This window comes from Mycobacterium sp. NGS68, assembly GCF_059812195.1.
Genome location: NZ_JCALCE010000045.1, coordinates 22728 through 39366 on the forward strand (window position 1 = coordinate 22728; position 16639 = coordinate 39366).

At 70.2% G+C, this 16639-nt stretch carries 15 protein-coding genes; 6 read left to right on the forward strand and 9 right to left on the reverse strand.

Annotated elements, in window-relative coordinates; translation table 11 throughout:
* Window positions 1-3 precede the first annotated feature (3 nt).
* The 4 genes from AC5Y5V_RS28405 to AC5Y5V_RS28420 all read left to right on the forward strand — a co-directional run bounded on the left by AC5Y5V_RS28405 (window position 4) and on the right by AC5Y5V_RS28420 (window position 4546).
* Window positions 4-2184, forward strand: coding sequence for an MMPL family transporter (locus AC5Y5V_RS28405; protein ID WP_499941893.1), 2181 nt, complete (start codon window positions 4-6; stop codon window positions 2182-2184).
* Complete coding sequence (locus AC5Y5V_RS28410; protein WP_499941895.1) at window positions 2129-2608, forward strand: TspO/MBR family protein; 480 nt, start codon at window positions 2129-2131, stop codon at window positions 2606-2608. The genes AC5Y5V_RS28405 and AC5Y5V_RS28410 overlap by 56 nt, the downstream gene beginning before the upstream one ends.
* Complete coding sequence (locus AC5Y5V_RS28415; RefSeq protein ID WP_499941897.1) at window positions 2608-3909, forward strand: cryptochrome/photolyase family protein; 1302 nt, start codon at window positions 2608-2610, stop codon at window positions 3907-3909. Before AC5Y5V_RS28410 ends, AC5Y5V_RS28415 begins: the two co-directional genes overlap by 1 nt.
* 88 nt (window positions 3910-3997) lie before the next feature.
* On the forward strand, window positions 3998-4546 hold the full coding sequence (locus tag AC5Y5V_RS28420; RefSeq protein WP_499941899.1) for an anti-apoptotic protein: 549 nt from the start codon (window positions 3998-4000) through the stop codon (window positions 4544-4546).
* Between the two features lie 55 nt (window positions 4547-4601).
* On the opposite strand, the gene AC5Y5V_RS28425 is transcribed toward AC5Y5V_RS28420, so the two are convergent.
* Window positions 4602-5339: an acyltransferase gene (locus tag AC5Y5V_RS28425; RefSeq protein ID WP_499941901.1), complete on the reverse strand. Its 738-nt coding sequence runs from the start codon at window positions 5337-5339 to the stop codon at window positions 4602-4604.
* Window positions 5340-5416: 77 nt separating this feature from the next.
* On the opposite strand from AC5Y5V_RS28425, the gene AC5Y5V_RS28430 reads away from it, so the two are divergent.
* Window positions 5417-6718, forward strand: a complete 1302-nt coding sequence (locus tag AC5Y5V_RS28430) for an outer membrane protein assembly factor BamB family protein (RefSeq protein ID WP_499941904.1) — start codon at window positions 5417-5419, stop codon at window positions 6716-6718.
* On the opposite strand, the gene AC5Y5V_RS28435 is transcribed toward AC5Y5V_RS28430, so the two are convergent.
* The 8 genes from AC5Y5V_RS28435 to ctaD all read right to left on the reverse strand — a co-directional run bounded on the left by AC5Y5V_RS28435 (window position 6715) and on the right by ctaD (window position 15388).
* Window positions 6715-7395: an esterase gene (locus tag AC5Y5V_RS28435; RefSeq protein WP_499941907.1), complete on the reverse strand. Its 681-nt coding sequence runs from the start codon at window positions 7393-7395 to the stop codon at window positions 6715-6717. The genes AC5Y5V_RS28430 and AC5Y5V_RS28435 overlap by 4 nt on opposite strands.
* Window positions 7396-7453: 58 nt before the next feature.
* Window positions 7454-8623 carry a THUMP-like domain-containing protein gene (locus AC5Y5V_RS28440; RefSeq protein ID WP_499941923.1) on the reverse strand — a complete coding sequence of 390 codons (1170 nt, stop codon included), beginning with the start codon at window positions 8621-8623 and terminating at the stop codon, window positions 7454-7456.
* A 13-nt stretch (window positions 8624-8636) separates the two neighbouring features.
* Complete coding sequence (locus AC5Y5V_RS28445) at window positions 8637-9620, reverse strand: class I SAM-dependent methyltransferase (RefSeq protein ID WP_499941909.1); 984 nt, start codon at window positions 9618-9620, stop codon at window positions 8637-8639.
* Window positions 9621-9630: 10 nt separating this feature from the next.
* Window positions 9631-10416: an enoyl-CoA hydratase gene (locus AC5Y5V_RS28450; RefSeq protein ID WP_499941912.1), complete on the reverse strand. Its 786-nt coding sequence runs from the start codon at window positions 10414-10416 to the stop codon at window positions 9631-9633.
* Window positions 10413-11240, reverse strand: a complete 828-nt coding sequence (locus AC5Y5V_RS28455) for an NUDIX hydrolase (RefSeq protein ID WP_499941914.1) — start codon at window positions 11238-11240, stop codon at window positions 10413-10415. The genes AC5Y5V_RS28450 and AC5Y5V_RS28455 overlap by 4 nt, the downstream gene beginning before the upstream one ends.
* Window positions 11237-12097 (reverse strand): ABC transporter ATP-binding protein, encoded by an 861-nt coding sequence (locus tag AC5Y5V_RS28460; RefSeq protein ID WP_499941916.1) that lies wholly within the window; start codon window positions 12095-12097, stop codon window positions 11237-11239. Before AC5Y5V_RS28460 ends, AC5Y5V_RS28455 begins: the two co-directional genes overlap by 4 nt.
* Before the next feature lie 279 nt (window positions 12098-12376).
* Window positions 12377-13612, reverse strand: a complete 1236-nt coding sequence (gene serB / locus AC5Y5V_RS28465) for a phosphoserine phosphatase SerB (protein ID WP_499941918.1) — start codon at window positions 13610-13612, stop codon at window positions 12377-12379.
* A 15-nt stretch (window positions 13613-13627) separates the two neighbouring features.
* Window positions 13628-15388, reverse strand: coding sequence for an aa3-type cytochrome oxidase subunit I (gene ctaD / locus AC5Y5V_RS28470; protein WP_499941921.1), 1761 nt, complete (start codon window positions 15386-15388; stop codon window positions 13628-13630).
* Between the two features lie 169 nt (window positions 15389-15557).
* On the opposite strand from ctaD, the gene AC5Y5V_RS28475 reads away from it, so the two are divergent.
* A partial coding sequence (locus tag AC5Y5V_RS28475) for an iron-siderophore ABC transporter substrate-binding protein (protein WP_499941922.1) occupies window positions 15558-16639 on the forward strand: 1082 nt, incomplete at its 3' end.

A 16639-nucleotide genomic window follows, 5' to 3' on the forward strand; every position in this document is an offset into this window, starting at 1 on the left:
CCGGTGTGGGATGGTCTCGCGTCGGCCGTGACGGGCCGGCGCTCCTGGATCCTGGGAGGTGCCGCCGTACTGCTGGCCGTCGTCTTCATGGTGCTGGTCGGCGGCAATGCCGCGGCCGGCCAGCCGCCGTCCGAGGTGCCGACCGGCTCGGAGACCGCCCGAGTCGAGACGCTGCTGCGCGGGTTCCCCAACGGCGACCGGGTTCCGCTGATCCTGGTCGTCACCCGCGCCGACGGCGCCGCACTGAACTCCGCCGACGTGGCGGCGGTCGAGCAGGCCCGCGGCCGGATGCAGGCGGGCGCGCAGACCACGCCCACCCCGGATCCGCCGGTCGTGTCCGCCGACGGCAAGGCGGCGATCGGGGTGGTGATGATCGCTTCCGACGCGCCGGGGGTGGCCCTGAAGAACCGGGTCCTGGCGCTGCGCGAAACCGCGCAGCGGGGCATGCCACCCGGCCTTGATGCCCACGTCACCGGCGGCCCGGCGTTCGGCGCCGACATGGCCAACGCGTTCGCCCACGCCGACATCACCCTGCTCGCGGTGACGGCCTCGGTGGTGGCACTGCTGCTGATCGCGACCTACCGGTCGCCGGTGCTATGGCTGGTGCCGCTGCTGGTGATCGCGCTCGCCGACCGCACCGCCGCGTCGGTGGGCACCGCGGTGGCGTCGGCAACCGGGTTGAGCTTCGACGGCGCCACCTCCGGGATCACCAGCGTGCTGGTGTTCGGCGCGGGCACCAACTATGCGCTGCTGTTGATTTCGCGCTACCGCCAAGAGCTCCGGCGATTCGCCGACCACCGCGTCGCCCTGCGCCGCGCAGTGCGCATGGCCGGGCCGGCGATCCTGGCCAGCAACGCGACCGTGGTGCTGGCACTGCTCACCCTGATCCTGGCCGCCAGTCCCAGCACCCGCAGCCTGGGCGCCCTGGCCGCGTGCGGGCTGCTGGTCGCGGCGCTGTCGGTGCTGGTGGTGCTGCCGACGGCGTTGGCGCCGTTCGGGCGTCGGCTGTTCTGGCCGCTGATCCCGCGCGCCGACGGCGCCGACAGCGACGCCTCCGACGCCGCGGAGTCGGGGCCCTGGCACCGCATCGCCGAACGGGTGGCACGGCGCCCCGCCCTGGTCGCGGTGCTCGCCGTCGTGCTGCTGGGAACACTGGCCACCGGCCTCGTGGGCACCAAGATCGGGCTGACGCGCACGGAGCAATTCCGGGTCGAAGCGGACTCGGTAACCGGATTCGACGTCGTCGCCAAGCACTTCCCGGCAGGTTTGACGAACCCGACGGTGGTCGTCGCCGCCACCGCGCGCGCACCGCAGGTGCAGGCGGCCATCGACGCCACCCCCGGCGTCGTCCTGGCTCCCCAAACCGGCCAGTCGGCGTCCGGGCTGACCAAGTGGTCGGTGGTCTTCGACGCGCCGCCGTCGTCGGAAAAGGCCTTCAAAACCGTTGCGAGGCTGCGCAATTCCACGAAAGCCGCCTCTCCTGACGCGCTGGTAGGCGGACCCGACGCGCTCGCACTGGACGTCCGCGACGGCGCGCACCACGACCGGATGCTGCTGATCCCGGCGATCCTGGCCGTCATCCTGGTTGTCCTGTGCGTCCTGCTGCGGTCCGCGCTGGCCCCGCCGACGCTGCTGGCGGCAACCATCCTGGGCGCGCTGGCCGCGCTCGGGCTGGGCGCCTGGGCCAGCCTGCACGTCTTCGGCTTCCCGGCCCTGGACCAGAGCACGCCGCTGTTCGCATTCCTGTTCCTGGCCGCCCTCGGGGTGGACTACACCATCTTCTTGGTGACGCGTGCCCGCGAGGAGGCCCCGGAGCACGGCGCCCGGGACGGCATGATCCGCGCCGTCTCGGCCACCGGCGGCGTAATCACAAGTGCGGGAATCGTGTTGGCCGCGGTGTTCTGCGTCCTCGGGGTGTTGCCGCTGATCGTGATGACCCAGCTGGGCATCATCGTCGGTCTCGGGATTCTGCTCGATACCTTCGTCGTGCGTACGCTGGTGATACCCGCGCTGTTCGCGCTGATCGGCGACCGAATTTGGTGGCCGAACAGCCCCCGCCCGCCCGCCCCGGCCAAATCCGTTGAGTCCAAAGCGGATCTGGCCCAAGTACGCGCCAACGGAGGCCCCGATGAAGAAGTCGACACTGGCCGTCACAACACTGGCCGCCGCCGCGGCGGCCGTTAGCGGCAGCATCGCCAGCCCGCGTCGTGACGCCACCTGGTACGCACGCGTCCGAAAACCGTTCTACCAGCCACCGAGCGTCGCGTTTCCCGTCGTTTGGACCGCCCTGTACGGCGACATCGCGGCCACGTCCGCGGAGGCCATCGACGGGTTCCGGGCGGCCGGCCTCGACGACAAGGCGCGCGGCTACATCGCCGCGCTGGGCACCAACCTGGCGCTCAACGCGGGATGGAGTTGGCTGTTCTTCCGCTACCACAAGCTCGGCGCGTCGGCGCTGGGCGCGGCGGCGCTCACCGTCAGCAGCGCTGACCTGGCCCGGCGGGCCGCCGACGCCAACCCACGCGCCGGTGCCGCGCTGGCGCCGTACCCGCTGTGGTGCGCCTTCGCCACCGTGCTGTCCACCCACATCTGGCGCCTCAATCGGTAATGCCCACCCTGCTGTGGTTCCGCCGCGACCTTCGGCTGCGCGACCACCCCGCCCTGGCGGCCGCCGCTGCGGACGACACGGACGTGCTCGCCTGCTTCGTGCTCGACCCGCGACTGCTGGCATCGTCCGGCCAGCGGCGCGTGCAGTATCTGGGCGACTCGCTGCGGCAGTTGCGCGACGAGCTGGACGGCCGGCTGTTGGTGGTCAGCGGACGGCCCGAGGAGCGAATTCCCGCCATTGCCAATCAGATCGACGCGTCGGCTGTGCACATATCGGAGGATTTCGCGCCGTTCGGGCGGCGCCGCGACGAGCGGGTGCGGGCCGCACTGTGCCCGGTCCCGCTGGTGGCGACGGGGTCGGCGTACCTGCTCTCTCCGGGGCGCGTCTGCAAGGGCGACGGCACGCCCTACAAGGTGTTCACGCCGTTCTTCCGCGCATGGCGCGACATTGGGTGGCGAAAGCCGGCGCACTCCGGCTCCGCGCGCTGGGTCGACCCGGCCGAGTCCGGCGCCGAACAGTGCGAAATCCCTGATCCCGGAGCCACGCTCGCGATCGAGGCCGGCGAGCGGGCGGCGCGCGCGCAGTGGGCGGGGTTCGTCGCCGACGGGCTGGACCGCTACGCCGACGACCGCAACCGCCCTGACCTCGGCGGGACCAGCGGCATGTCGGCGCACCTGAAGTTCGGCACCATCCACCCCCGGAGCATGGTCGCCGACCTGGACCTGCGCCGCACCGGCGCGGAAACATACCTGCGCGAGTTGGCATTTCGCGATTTCTACGCCGCGGTGCTGCACCACTGGCCGGACAGTGGCTGGCACAACTGGAACAGCGACTTCGACGACATCCAGACCGACACCGACGCGCAGGCGAAGCGGCGCTTCGAGGCGTGGAAGGCCGGTCAGACCGGGTTCCCGATCGTCGATGCCGGGATGCGGGAGCTGAGCGCCACCGGCTTCATGCACAACCGGGTACGGATGATCGTCGCGTCGTTCTTGGTCAAGGACCTGCATCTGCCGTGGCAGTGGGGCGCCGGGTGGTTCCTGGACCAGCTCACCGACGGCGACATGGCCAACAACCAGCACGGCTGGCAGTGGTGCGCGGGGTGCGGCACGGACGCGGCGCCGTACTTCCGAGTGTTCAACCCCACCACGCAGGGCGAAAAGTTCGATCCCTCAGGCGATTACGTCCGGCGTTGGGTGCCCGAGCTGGATGCCGAAGAGCCGCAGGGCTATCCGCCGCCGATCGTCGACCACCGTGCCGAGCGCGCCGAAGCGCTGCGCCGCTACCAGAACCTGGGCTGAATATCTGAATTCGCCTACCCGGGACTGACGGGCGTGCAAATATCTCTGCGACCGTTGTCGTGGACCAGCTGCTGCCTCGGGAGGCGCTATGGCTTTGTCGGGGGTTTACCGGATCGTTTCGACGTTGTTGGCCTCGGGTGCCGCCGCCGGGCTGTTGGCCGGCTGCTCGTTTTCGGTCGGCTCGTCGTCGCATGCCGTCGGCAGGAGCGACGTCGAGAGCCAGATCACCTCGAAGATGACCGACGCCGCGGGCAACAAGCCCGATTCGGTGTCCTGCCCCGGCGACCTGCCGGCCAAGGTCGGGGCGCAGCTCAATTGCGACATGAAGGTCAAGGACACCAGCTACAACGTCAATGTGACGGTGACCAGCGTCGACGGCGGCAACGTCAAGTTCGACATGGTGGAGACGGTCGACAAGGACAAGGTCGCCAGCATCATCAGCCGCAAACTTGCTGAGCAGACCGGGAACAAGCCGGATTCGGTGACGTGCCCAGACAACTTGAAGGGCGTGGTCGGCGCGAACCTGCGCTGCCAGCTCAAGGACGGCGGCAAGACCTGGGGCGTTTCGGTGAACGTCACCAGCGTCGACGCCGGCGACGTCAGCTTCGACTTCCAGGTCGACGATCAGCCGTCTTAGCGGCGATCGCCAGCGCTACGGAGTCGGGCGCAGCGGGTCGCCGCCATCGAGGTGTCTAGTGCGACGCCTTCTTGCGCTCGATGTCGGCCAGCGCGGCGGCCAGTTCCGCGCGCTGGGCGGCCGAGCTCTCCCAGGACAGCTTGCGGTTCTTGACCACCTTGGCCGGTGCGCCGACGGCGATCGAATAGTCGGGGATGACGCCGCGCACCACCGCGTGCGAGCCCAGCACGCAGCCCCGTCCGACGGAGGTGCCCCGCAGGATCGTCACCTTGGTCGCGATCCAGGTGTCCGGCCCGATCCGCACCGGCGACTTGACGATGCCCTGGTCCTTGATCGGGATGTTGATGTCGTCCATCCGGTGGTCGAAGTCACAGAGATAGACCCAGTCGGCCATCAGCGCCGAATCGCCGAGCTCGACGTCGAGGTAGCAGTTGATGACGTTGTCGCGGCCGAGCACCACCTTGTCGCCGAACCGCAGCGAGCCCTCGTGCGCGCGAATGGTGTTCTTGTCGCCGATGTGCACCCAGCGGCCGATCTCCAGCTGCGCCAATTCGGGCGTGCAGTGGATCTCCACGTTCTTGCCGAGGAACACCATCCCGCGGGTGATCACGTGCGGGTTGGCCAGCTTGAACCGCAGCAGCCGGTAGTAACGCACCAGGTACCAGGGCGTGTATGCGCGGTTGCGCAGCACCCACTTCAGCGAGGCCAGGGTCAGGAACTTGGCCTGCCGCGGGTCGCGCAGCCGCTGCCCGTACCAGCGGCGGTGAAGCGGTGCGCCCCACATGCTCGTCATGGGCGCAAAGCCTAGTCGGCGGGCCGCGCGACGACGCAATCCGGGGCAGTCGGACGGCCACGGGTTACCCTCACCAGGTGCTTGCGCGACGTCTGCTGACGGCCGGTTTCGTGGCTGTGCTGGTGGTGGCGCTCAGCGGATGCGGCAACACCGACACGTGGGTGGACGCGGCCCCCGCCCTGGGCTGGCCCGCGCAGTACGGCGACGCCGCCAACAGCAGCTACACCGCGACGAGCGGCGCCACCAAGCTGGCCCTGCGGTGGACGCGCTCGGTCAAGGGCAGCCTGGCCGCGGGCCCGGCGCTGGGCACCCGCGGATACCTTGCGCTCAACGCGCAGACCCCCGCCGGATGTTCGCTGATGGAATGGGAGAACAACGCCAACGGCCGGCAACGTTGGTGCGTGCGGCTGATCCAGGGCGGCGGCGTCGGCGGACCGCTGTTCGACGGCTTCGACAACCTCTACGTCGGCCAGCCGGGCGCGATCGACTCGTTTCCGCCGACGCAGTGGACGCGCTGGCGCAAGCCCGTGATCGGGATGCCGACCACCCCGAGGTTCCTGGGCGGCGGGCGGCTGCTGGTCACGACGCACCTGGGACAGGTGCTGGTGTTCGACTCACACCGCGGCGAGGTCGACGGCGCCCCGGTGGATCTGGTGGAGGGCGTGGACCCCAAGGACGCGACGCGCGGGCTGGCCGACTGCGTGCCGGCCAAGGCCGGCTGCCCCGTCGCGGCCGCGCCGGCCTTCTCACCGGCGAGCTCGACGGTGGTGCTGAGCATCTGGCAGCCGGGCGCTGCGGCCGCGGTGCTGGTCGGGCTGAAGTACCACGCGGGGCAGGCGCCGATGCTCACCCGCGAGTGGTCCACCGACGCCGTCAAGGACGGGGTGCTGGCCAGCCCGGTGCTGTCGGCCGACGGGTCGACCGTCTACGTCAACGGCCGTGACCAACGGCTGTGGGCGTTCCACGCCGGCGATGGCAAGACGAAATGGTCGGTGCCGCTGGGGTTCTTGGCGCAGACGCCGCCCGCGGTCACACCGCAGGGCCTGATTGTGTCCGGCGGCGGCCCCGACGCGAAGCTGGTGGCGTTCCGCGACGCCGGTGACCACGCCGATGCGGCCTGGCACCGCGACGACGTCGGCCCGCTGTCGACATCGAGCCTGGCCGGCGGCGGCGCCGGCTACGCCGTCGTCAGCGGCCCGCGCCACGACGACGCGCCCGGGATGTCGCTGCTGGTGTTCGATCCGGCCAACGGGCACACCATCAACAGCTATCCCTTGCCGGCGGCCACCGGATATCCGTTGGGCGTCTCGGTGGCCAACGACCGCCGGGTAGTAACGACGACCAGCGACGGCCAGGTGTACAGCTTCGTGCCGGGTTAAAGCGCCAGCGGCGGGATGGAACTGCGCGGCACCTGGGCCTGCGTCGCGCCGGCGAACGCCGGCAACAGCTCGCCCGGCGTGAAGTAGAAGATCAGCGTGTCGTCGGTGATCGCGAAGTTCTGGTAGTGCGCGGAGTCCAGGCCGGACGACGGCAAGATCGCGGCACCCAGCGCGTTCTGATGCGCGAGCTCGCGCTGCACGATCGGGAAGATGGTGTCCAACGCGTTCGTCCCGGGCGCGAACAGGCTGTCGAACGTGATGGGCTGCCTGGTGCCGAGGTTGTAGTTGAACGCCTTGTACCAGGTGGATGGGCGGGACCCGCCGAGGTCCTGGAAGAACTTGAGCACCACGCTGCGGGTGTTGTGCGGCGGTTGCCCGGCGCTGTGCACCTCGCTGGTGGCGTCCATCTGGTAGGGGTGGTCGCGCGCGCCGGATCCCTCCGCAACGTTGACGAACCCGTCGCGATTCTGGGCGATGTACTCGATCAGCGCCGGGTCGGGGTAGTCGACGGGGAACGCCAAGCTCAGCGTGTACGTCGGCCCGGAGCCATGCAGCCGGCAGGTCTGGTTGGCCTCGACGACGCCGCCCAGGCCGGCGCACGACGGCGGCTCGGCGGCCGCCGGCCAGCCGACCAGAGCCGTGCAAGCCAGCAGCGCGGCCGCTATCAGGTAACGCATCGTCGAGTTGTCCTCAAAGACTCAAGGGGCGCCTGGGATCGCCGCCAGCTTACCGACGCTACCGCGACGGGGAACAAACGAAGACCGTCGCATGACTCGCGGTGCCCGATCCGATGCGAGTGATCACCGCCGACAGGGCACGGTCGCCGCGCAGCCGTAACCGCCGTCGCAGCGCATCCGGATCCACCTGGACACCGCGGACCAGGATTTCGAGCGCGCCGCAGTCCCGCGCCGCCAGCGACTGGCGCAACCGCCGCTCGTCGAACGCCAACTGCTCGAGCACCTCGAACCCCCGCACCCCGTCCGGCAACCGATCCCCCGACAGGTACGCGATGTCGGGGTCGAGCTGCCACAGTCCGTGCCGCGCGCCGTAGTGCCGGACCAGCCCGGCGCGGACCACCGCGCCGTCCGGGTCGACGATCCATCGCCCGACGGGCCGCACCGCGCAGTCGTCGGGCTCGGCGTCGGTGAGCTGCTCGCCCGTGTCGAGCACGCTGGCCCGCCGGCGCACCCGCGCCCCGGCCAGCCCGGCCGACCACAGGCACGCCTCCCGCACCGAGCCGCGGTAGGACGTCAGCTCGATCTCGCCGTCGAAGCCCTGCCGCGCGAGATATTCGAAATCGATTCCGGGAGCACACTTTACGACGAGGTCTCGGTCGCGATAGGTGTCCAGCAGCGGCCCCAGCGCGGGTTGATAGTCGTCCGGGCTGAAACGGCGCCGTCCCCCGGTGCGACGCCCCGGGTCGACGACGACGACCGCGCCCCGGGTGACCGGGCGCAGCGCGTCGGCGCGGCAGAGCACAGCGTCGGGACCCAGGTTGTGGCGCGCCATCGCCAGCCGGACGGGGTCGATGTCGCTGCCCACCGCGCGGATCCCCGCGTCGCGCAGCGCGGCGAGTTCGGTGCCGACGGAACAGGTCGCGTCGTGCACCGCGCCGCCGATTCGGGCCAGCCGCGCCGCCCGGTGCCGAGCCACGGGTGCGGCGGTGGCTTGCTGCAGCGCCTCGTCGGTGTAGAGCCAATCCGTGGACAGCTCCTTGGCCGCGGCCCGGCGGCGCAGCAGCGTCGACTCCACCAGGACCGGCGCCCGGTCGCCGAAGCGGGACCGCACGGCGGCGGTATCGGCAATCCGGGTGGCGTCGGTCAGCGGGAACTCGGCGACCGCTGCCAGTGCCGCGGCGCCCGTTTCCGAGCGCAGGAAGTAGACGTCGTCGGTGCTGAACCTCAGCCCTTGCAACGGATCAGGACGGCTTGACCCCGGTGATCATCACGTTGTAGTACCAGCCCTTGGGCACCACGCGCCGCCAGATGTTGGCGTCCACCCAGCTCAGCGTCTTCCAGCCGGTGAAAGCGAACCTCGCCCAGCCCCAGCCCAGCTTGCCCGGCGGCACCGTCGCCTCGAAGGTGCGCAAGGGCCAGCCGAGCATCGCGGCGGTGAACTCCTCGGTGGCCGTCTGGACCTGCGTGGCACCGGCGTTGGTGGCCATCCGCTCCAGGTCCGCCGGATCGAAGGTGTGCAGGTCGACGACCCACTCCAGGGCGGCGGCGCGCGAGTTCTCGTCGATCTCGGCCTGCGGGCGGCGCCAGCCGCCCAGCCCGGGCAGCTTCACCGCGCGGATGGTGACATTCCACGTCAGGTCCGCGAGCCCGCGGGCGTAGAAATTGCCGACGTTGGTGGGCTCGCCCGCGAAGACGAACCGGCCGCCGGGCTTGAGCACCCGCAGCACCTCGCGCAACGACAGCTCGACGTCGGGAATGTGGTGCAGCACGGCGTGTCCCACGACCAGGTCGAAGGTGTTGTCGTCGTACGGGATGCCCTCGGCGTCGGCAACCCGGCCGTCGATGTCCAGCCCCAGGGACTGCCCGTTGCGGGTGGCGACCTTGACCATGCCGGGCGACAGGTCCGTGGCCGACCCGCGCCGCGCGACCCCGGCCTGGATCAGGTTCAGCAGAAAGAAGCCACTGCCGCAGCCCAGCTCCAGGGCGCGGTCGTAGGGCAGCTCGCGCTGCACATCGTCGGGCACGACTTCGTCGAAGCAGTGCCGCGCGTACTCGACACACCGCTGGTCATACGAGATGGACCACTTCTCGTCGTAGCTCTCGGCTTCCCAGTCGTGGTAGAGGACCTGGGCGAGTTTGCTGTCCTCACGCGCCGCGGCCACCTGTTCGGCGGTGGCGTGCGGGTTGGGCGTTGGGTCAGCGGGGATCTTGGAACTCCTCGTCATGCAGGGCAGCCTAACGGCCGGCCGGATCGCTCGCTTCGGCAGCGTCCTGACCAGCGGCGAACACCTCGGCGTAGCGGCGCCGATCGGCCGCCAGGCGCTCGGCGGGGGCCAGCCCGAAGGAGTCCTCCGAAACCGCGTTGATGGCGGCCTTCGCGGCGGCCAGCGCCGCCGGCGGCCCGACCAGGAAGCGCCGCGCCCACGCGGCGGCGCCGTCGTACACGTCGTCGGGGGCCACCATCTCGTCGATGAGGCCCAGCGCCAGCGCCTCCCTGGCATCGAAGAAGCGCCCGCTGAACACCAGCTCCTTGGCCCGGCTGGCGCCCGTGGCGCGCGTCAGGCGGGCCATGCCGTCGCCGCCGGGGACCAGGCCGGCCAGGATCTCGGTGGCGCCGAACTTCACGTTGTCGCCGCTGACCCGCCAGTCGGCGGCCAGCGCCAGCGTGAGGCCCGCCCCCAGCGCGTATCCGGTGATCGCGGCGACGGTCGGTTTCGGGATGGCCGCGACGGCGTGCATGGCCGCCCGCCGGACGCCGTCGGCCGCCTGCGCCTCCGACGGGCTCAGCGTGCGCAGTTCGGCCATGTCGTCGCCGGCGGAGAAGATGTCGTGGCCGCCGAACAGGATCACCGCGGCGACGTCGTCGCGCCGACCCAGCTCCTCGGCGGCGACGGCGATCTCGCGGTAGACCTGGCGCGTCATCGCGTTCGTCGGCGGTCGTGTGATGAGCAACATGGCCAGGCCGGCGTCCTGGGAGCCGTCGCTGACCATGACGCTGACGAACTCGCTCGCGTCGGTCACAGAGGCCAGCCCATGGCGCCGCCCTTCTTGCGCGCCTCGTGGTAGCGGTCGGAGTCGAAGAACTCGAAAACCCAGTTGTCGCCCCGCTTCTCGAGCAGCGGCTGCACGGTCACGATCTGGCGTTCGACGGCCAGCACGTCGGCGACGGTGCGCCCGGCCAACGAATCCAGCTGGGTCCACGTCGGCGGCAGCAGGACGTTGCGGCCGGCCTCGAAGTCGTCGATGGCGTCCTGCGGCAACGCCCAGCCGGACCGGTCGGATTCGGTGTTCTCGCCGTCGGCGCGCTGGCCCTCGGGCAGGGCCGCGACGAAGAAGTAGGTGTCGTAGCGGCGGGTGCGCTCGGCCTCCGGGGTGACCCAGTTGGCCCACGGCCGCAGCAGATCCGAACGCAACACCAGGTTTTCGGTGCGCAGGAAGTCCGCAAACGACAGCGTCCGGTCGTCCAGGGCGCGGCGGGCGTCGGCGTAGACGGAGGCGTCTTTGACGATGCTGTCGGGGCCGTCGGGGCTGTCGGCCGGTCCGGCGAACAGCACGCCGGACTCCTCGAACGTCTCCCGCGCGGCCGCGCACACCAGCGCCTCGGCCAGGTCGGGTTCGATGCCGAACCGCTGCGCCCACCACTCCGGCGGCGGACCGGCCCAGGCGATCTCGGCGTTGCGGTCGCGGTCGTCGACGCCGCCGCCGGGAAACACCATCGTGCCGGGTGCGAACTCCATCTTCGAGTGCCGGCGCATCAGGAAGACGCCGATGCCCTGCGAGGTGTCGCGGACCAGCATCACGGTCGCAGCGGGCCTGGTCGGCAGGGGCTCTTGGGCGTCGGTCATAGCTGTCTCCGGTGGGCTGCGCGGGTGCGGACCCGCCTGGCGAAATAGCGCCCGTCGACGACGTCCAGCGCGATCGACTGGCCGAACGCGGTGGACAGGTTTTCGGCGGTCAGCACGTCGGACAGCAGGCCCGCGGCAACCACCTCGGCCTCCGACAGCAGCATGCAGTGGCTGAAGCCCGGCGGCACCTCCTCCACGTGGTGGGTGACCAGCACCAGCGCCGGCGCGTCGGGGTCGGCGGCCAGGTCGGTCAGGCGCGCCACCAGCTCCTCGCGGCCGCCGAGGTCCAGGCCGGCGGCGGGCTCGTCGAGCAGCAGTAGCTCCGGGTCTGTCATCAGCGCGCGGGCGATCAGCACGCGCTTGCGTTCGCCTTCCGACAGCGTCCCGTACGTGCGATCGGCCAGATGCTCGGCGCCCAGGCTTTCCAGCATGTCGACGGCGCGGCGGTAGTCGACCTCGTCGTAGCGCTCACGCCAGCGGCCCAGGACCGCGTAGCCCGCCGAGACCACCAGGTCGCGCACCACCTCGTCGCTGGGAATGCGCTGCGCCAGCGCCGACGAACTCAGCCCGATCCGCGCGCGCAGCTCGGACACGTCGACGCGGCCGAGCCGCTCGCCGAGCACGTACGCCACGCCCGACGACGGGTGCTCGGTGGCGGCGGCAATGCGCAGCAGCGACGTCTTGCCTGCGCCGTTGGGGCCGATGATCACCCAGCGTTCGTCGAGTTCGACGGCCCAGTCGACGGGTCCGACCAGTGTGCGGCCTTGCCGTCGCAGGGTGACGCCTCTGAAGTCGATCAGCAGATCGGGGTCGGCGGTTTCAGGGCCGGTTTCGGGCACCCGATCATCGTGCCGCATGGCCCGCGAGCAGCCGGGCACACCCCCCGCGAGTGTGCACTCGCGAGTGCCCCCGCGAGCGTCCCCAAATTCGCGGAATCTGGGCACGGGGCGGGACCGCCGCAAATTCGAGGCCCCTCGCCGCCGGGCGGCGCGCAGCGCCCCGCGAGCGTCCCCAAATTCACGGAATTTCGCCCCGTGGCCGCACATTTGAGGCCGCTCACCGTCTTAGCCGCAAATTTGAGGCCCCTCGCCGCCGGGCGGCGCCGCTCGCCGCAGGGCGACGCCAGGGCAGGCCCCCTACTCCGGCGGGATATCGACGCGGCGGACCACGCCGTCGACGGCGTCGGCGGCTTCGATCTCGCCGCGGGTCACGCCCAGCAGAAACAGCACGGTGTCCAGGTACGGATGGCTCAGCGACGCGTCGGCCACCGCCCGCAGCGCGGGCTTGGCATTGAACGCCACTCCCAGCCCCGCGGCGGCCAGCATGTCGATGTCGTTGGCGCCGTCACCGACCGCGACGGTCTGCTCCATCGACACCCCGACCTGGTCGGCGAAGTCCCGCAGCGCCTTGGCCTTACCGGCCCGGTCGATGATCGTGCCGACGACCCGACCCGTCAGCACGCCGTCGACGATCTCCAGCTCGTTGGCCGCGACGAAGTCCAGCATCAGCTCGTGGGCCAGTGGGTCGATGACCCGCCGGAAGCCGCCGGACACCACGCCACAGTGATAGCCCAGGCGACGCAATGTGCGCAGCGTCGTGCGGGCGCCGGGCATCAACTCGAGCTGCTCGGCGACCTCGTCGAGCACGCTGGCCGGCAGGCCCGCCAGCGTGGCTACGCGCTGCACGAGGGACTCGGCGAAATCCAGCTCACCGCGCATCGCGGCCTCGGTGATCGCCGCGACCTGACCCTGAGCGCCGGCACGGGCGGCCAGCATCTCGATGACCTCGCCCTGAACCAGCGTCGAGTCGACGTCGAACACGATCAGCCGCTTGGCGCGCCGCGCCAGGCCGTACTCCTCGAGCGCCACATCGACCTGCTCGGCGGCGGCGACAGCCGTCAACGCGGTCTGCAGCTGGCCACCGACCCCCGGCGGCACCGAGACGCGCAGCTCCAGCCCGGTGACGGGGTAGTCGGAGACGCCGCGGATGAGGTCGATGTTGACGCCCAGCGACGCCACCTCGCGGGCCAGCGCGGCGAAGGCCTCGGCGGTGATCGGGCGGCCCAGCACCATGATCGTGTGGGTCGACGGCTCCCGGATGATCGGCAGGTCGTCGCTGCGCTCGATCGTGACGTCGAGTCCGACCCCGTGGATCGCGGCCTCGACTTCGGTGCGCAGGGCGCTGCCGTCGGCAACCTCCGGCGCCACCGACACCAGCACGCCCAGCGTCAGACGGCCCCGAATCACCACCTGTTCGACGTTGAGCAGCTCGACCTTGTGCCGCGAAAGCACCTCGAAGAGCGCCGAAGTCACGCCTGGCTGATCCACACCGGTGACGGTGATCAGCACCGACACCTTAGGTGGCGAGTTCACCTGCGGCAGCCGCCGCTACTGATCACTAGTCGAGCGATCCGCTTCGGTCCGCGGCCCGAATCCCTTCGGTGACTCGAGGGCTGTGGCGTGGCGTCCCACGTGCGCCTCGGCGCGGAGGCGTTCCGTCATGTGCGGGTAGTGCAACTCGAACGCCGGACGCTCCGAACGAATCCGGGGCAGCTCGGTGAAGTTGTGCCGCGGCGGCGGGCAACTGGTGGCCCACTCCAGCGAGTTGCCGTAGCCCCACGGGTCGTCGACGGTGACGACCTCGCCGTAGCGCCAGCTCTTGAAGACGTTCCACACGAACGGCAGCATCGACGCGCCCAGGATGAACGCCCCGACGGTCGAGACGACGTTGTAGGGCTGGAACCCGTCGCTGGCCAGGTAGTCCGCGTAGCGCCGCGGCATGCCCAGGTCACCGACCCAGTGCTGCACCAGGAACGTGGTGTGGAAGCCGATGAACGTCAACCAGAAGTGCAGCTTGCCCAGCCGCTCGTCGAGCAGCCGCCCGGTCATCTTCGGGAACCAGAAGTAGAGGCCCGCGAAGGTGGCGAACACGATGGTGCCGAACAACACGTAGTGGAAGTGCGCGACCACGAAGTACGTGTCGGTCACGTGGAAGTCCAGCGGCGGGCTGGCCAGCAGCACGCCGGTCAGGCCGCCCAGCAGGAAGGTGACGACGAAGCCGAGGGAGAAGAGCATCGGCGTCTCGAATGTCAACTGCCCCTTCCACATCGTCCCGATCCAGTTGAAGAACTTGATGCCCGTGGGCACCGCGATCAGGTACGTCATGAACGAGAAGAACGGCAGCAGGATGGCGCCCGTGGCGAACATGTGGTGCGCCCACACCGCGACCGACAATGCCGCGATCGACAGCGTCGCGTAGACCAGCGTGGTGTAGCCGAAGATCGGCTTGCGCGAGAACACCGGGAAGATCTCGGACACGATCCCGAAGAACGGCAGCGCGATGATGTACACCTCGGGGTGACCGAAGAACCAGAACAGGTGCTGCCACAACAGCACTCCGCCGTTGGCCGGGTCGTAGACGTGCGCGCCCAGGTGGCGGTCGGCGGCCAGCCCGAACAGGGCGGCGGTCAGCAGCGGGAACGCGATCAGCACCAGGATCGACGTCACCAGGATGTTCCAGGTGAAGATCGGCATCCGGAACATCGTCATGCCGGGCGCGCGCATGCAGACCACGGTGGTGATCATGTTGACGGCGCCGAGGATGGTGCCCAGACCGGCGACGATCAGGCCCATGATCCACAGGTCGCCGCCCGCGCCGGGCGAATGGATGGCGTCGGTCAGCGGGGTGTAGGCGGTCCAGCCGAAGTCGGCGGCCCCGCCCGGCGTGATGAAGCCGGCCGCCCCCATGAGGGCGCCGAACAGGAACAGCCAGAACGAGAAGGCGTTCAGTCGCGGGAACGCCACGTCGGGCGCGCCGATCTGCAGCGGCAGCACCAGGTTGGCGAAGCCGAACACGATCGGGGTGGCGTAGAACAGCAGCATGATCGTGCCGTGCATGGTGAACAGCTGATTGAACTGCTCATTCGACAGGAACTGCAGTCCGGGAGCAGCCAATTCGGTGCGCATCAACAGCGCCAAGAGCCCACCGATGAAGAAGAACATCATGCACGCGACGCAGTACATGATGCCGATCATCTTGTGATCGGTGGTGGTGATCAGCCTGTAGACCAGGGTCCCTTTGAGGCCCATACGGGCTGGGTACGGGCGTACTGCCTCGAGTTCCCCCCGGGGGGGCGCTTCGGCTGTCAACAGCTCCTCCAAACATCCGGCATCGGACAGGGGCCCAGAAACCAATACTGCCCAGAATCTTAGCCCTCGATCAGGTCTGAGGAAGGGCCGAGTCCTACAAACTGTCGTATTTCCCTTCCCGCCGTTTCGCCGGGCGGGTCCGAGCAGGGCGGATGTTACCGTCGAACGCGTGCTTCTCGGCGGGATGCGACTCGGTCTGACCGCCTTGGCAGCAGCGGCGATGCTGACGTGCAGCGCCTGCGGATCCCACCAGCCGACGCGGTCGTCGCGCTCGGTGCCCACCCCGACGACGCAGATCGCGGGTGCCGGAGTGCTGGGCAACGATCGGCGCGCCGACGACTCGTGCGCGAAGGACGCCGCCGCCCCCGACCCCGGGCCGCCGAACCGGCCGGCGCACAACGCGGCGGGAATCGTTCCCGACGTGGTTCAGGTCCCGACGGACCCCAAGCGGATCGTGGTGCTCTCCGGCGACCAGCTCGACGCCCTGTGCGCGCTGGGGCTGCAGTCGCGCGTGGTCGGCGCCGCGCTGCCCGACGGTGCCTCGGCCGAGCCGTCTTACCTGGGCGGACCGGTGCACGGCATACCGGGCGTGGGCAGCCGCAGCGCTCCCGACCTGGGCGCGATCGAGGCGGCGCATCCCGATCTGATCCTGGGTTCTGCCTCGACGCCCAAGCTGTATCCGCAGCTGGCCGGGATCGCCCCGACGGTGTTCACCGGCGCGCCGGGCGCCGCCTGGCAGGACAATCTGCGCGCGATCGGGGGCGCCGTGGCGCGTGGCGGTGCCGTCGAGGGCCTGCTCAGCGGGTTCGCCGAGCGGGCGGCGCAGATCGGCGCCAAGCACGACGCGGCCCACTTCCAGGCGTCGATCGTGCAGCTGACGGGTGGGACCCTGCGGATCTACGGGGCCGCGAATTTCCCGGCCAGCGTGCTGAGCGCCGTCGGGGTGGACCGGCCTTTGTCGCAGCGATTCACCGACAAGCCGTATATCGAGATCGGCATCACCGATGCCGATCTCGCCCGCAACCCCGACCTGTCGGCCGCCGACGCCGACATCATCTATGTGTCCTGCACGTCGCAGGCGGTCGCGGAGGGCGCCCCGCGTGTCCTGGACAGCGACCCGTGGCGGCGGCTGGGGGCGACCCGCGACAACCGGGTCTTCGTCGTCAACGACGAGATTTGGCACACCGGCCAGGGTCTGATCGCGGCCCGCGGTGTCGTGGACGATCTGCGCTGGGTCAACGCGCCGATCAA

Excerpts from the sequence above, each read along its gene's own strand:
- AC5Y5V_RS28425 (WP_499941901.1), bottom strand. The coding sequence starts at position 5,339 with ATGACGAGCATGTGGGGCGCACCGCTTCACCGCCGCTGGTACGGGCAG.
- AC5Y5V_RS28455 (WP_499941914.1), bottom strand. The coding sequence starts at position 11,240 with ATGACCGACGCCCAAGAGCCCCTGCCGACCAGGCCCGCTGCGACCGTG.
- AC5Y5V_RS28435 (WP_499941907.1), bottom strand. The coding sequence starts at position 7,395 with ATGCGTTACCTGATAGCGGCCGCGCTGCTGGCTTGCACGGCTCTGGTC.
- AC5Y5V_RS28460 (WP_499941916.1), bottom strand. The coding sequence starts at position 12,097 with ATGCGGCACGATGATCGGGTGCCCGAAACCGGCCCTGAAACCGCCGAC.
- AC5Y5V_RS28410 (WP_499941895.1), top strand. The coding sequence starts at position 2,129 with ATGAAGAAGTCGACACTGGCCGTCACAACACTGGCCGCCGCCGCGGCG.
- AC5Y5V_RS28420 (WP_499941899.1), top strand. The coding sequence starts at position 3,998 with ATGGCTTTGTCGGGGGTTTACCGGATCGTTTCGACGTTGTTGGCCTCG.
- AC5Y5V_RS28415 (WP_499941897.1), top strand. The coding sequence starts at position 2,608 with ATGCCCACCCTGCTGTGGTTCCGCCGCGACCTTCGGCTGCGCGACCAC.
- AC5Y5V_RS28445 (WP_499941909.1), bottom strand. The coding sequence starts at position 9,620 with ATGACGAGGAGTTCCAAGATCCCCGCTGACCCAACGCCCAACCCGCAC.